The organism is Comamonas sp. B-9, assembly GCF_000410635.1.
Lineage (GTDB): Bacteria > Pseudomonadota > Gammaproteobacteria > Burkholderiales > Burkholderiaceae_C > Comamonas.
Map to the genome: position 1 here is coordinate 1 of NZ_KE148626.1, position 1,091 is coordinate 1,091.

2 protein-coding genes and 1 pseudogene are annotated in these 1,091 nt (G+C 69.2%); 2 read left to right on the forward strand and 1 reads right to left on the reverse strand.

What is annotated here, in order from left to right; all coding sequences use genetic code 11:
• Window positions 1–268, forward strand: a 268-nt coding sequence (locus tag H928_RS28505) for a PfkB family carbohydrate kinase (RefSeq protein WP_021027631.1), incomplete at its 5' end; no start/stop codon positions are given.
• Window positions 265–666, forward strand: coding sequence for a D-ribose pyranase (gene rbsD / locus H928_RS0117300; RefSeq protein WP_021027632.1), 402 nt, complete (start codon window positions 265–267; stop codon window positions 664–666). The genes H928_RS28505 and rbsD, both read left to right, overlap by 4 nt.
• 77 nt (window positions 667–743) lie before the next feature.
• Here rbsD and H928_RS33535 read toward each other — a convergent pair.
• A pseudogene (locus H928_RS33535) lies at window positions 744–1,091 on the reverse strand (sensor histidine kinase); the annotation flags it as partial.

Below are 1,091 nucleotides of genomic sequence, written 5' to 3' on the forward strand. Positions count from 1 at the left end.
CGATGCGCGCAGCGCCAGCACCGCAGAGGCCCCTGCCCATTGGCACCGCGCGCCCCAGGTGCAGGCGGTGGACACCACGGCCGCCGGCGACACCTTTCTGGGTGCGCTGACCGTGCAGCTGGCCTCCGGCGCCAGCCTGGACGAGGCCACGCAGTGGGCCATCCGCGCGGCAGCCATCTGCGTGACCCGCGCCGGTGCACAGCCATCCATCCCTTTTCATGCCGAGGTAGCGACCCGCACCGAAGCGAGCCCCTGGAGCCCCGTATGAAGCGTGCTGCGCTGTTGAATATCGAGTTGTCGCAAATCATCGCCGCGATGGGCCATGGCGATATGCTGGTGATTGGCGATGCCGGCCTGCCGGTGCCCCCCGGCGTGCGCCGCGTGGACCTGGCCGTGGCGCGCGGTGTGCCGAACCTGGACCAGGTGCTGCAGGCCATCCTGAGCGAGCTGCAGGTGGAAGCGGCCATCGTCGCCAATGAGTGCCTGGACGGACAGCAACTGCCGGCCTGGTACCAGCAGCGCCAGGCCGATGGCCTGCCCAGCGCGCCGCAGTGCGTGCCGCATGAGGCGTTCAAGGCGATGAGCCGCCAGGCCGTGGCCGTGGTGCGCACCGGCGAATGCACGCCCTATGCCAATATTGCGCTGCGCTCCGGCGTCGCTTTCTGAGCTGACATCCAACGTGCCATCAACAAGGGCCTCTGCTGCAAAGCAAGAGGCCCTTTGAACAAGCGTTCGGTGGTGGCTTAGACGCTAGCCGGAGGCAACGTTTGCGCCGGCGTGCTGCGTGCCAGCGGCGCCAGAGGCAGGCGCAGCACAAAGACTGCGCCGCCACCCTCACGCCCCTCGCAGTGCACGCTGCCTTCGTGGCGTTCGGCAATCGAGCGCACCAGGGCCAGGCCCAGGCCCACGCCGCCATGGCGCTCGCTGGCGCCGGGCATGCGGTAAAAGGATTCAAAAATGCGCTCGCGCTGGTCGGGCGGCACGCCGGGGCCCCGGTCGGCCACGCGGATCTCGGCATAGGCGCCTTGCTTGTCCAGGAACAAGGTGATCGGGCCCTGGGAGTAGCGGCGGGGGGTTTTCCGCCGGGTGGG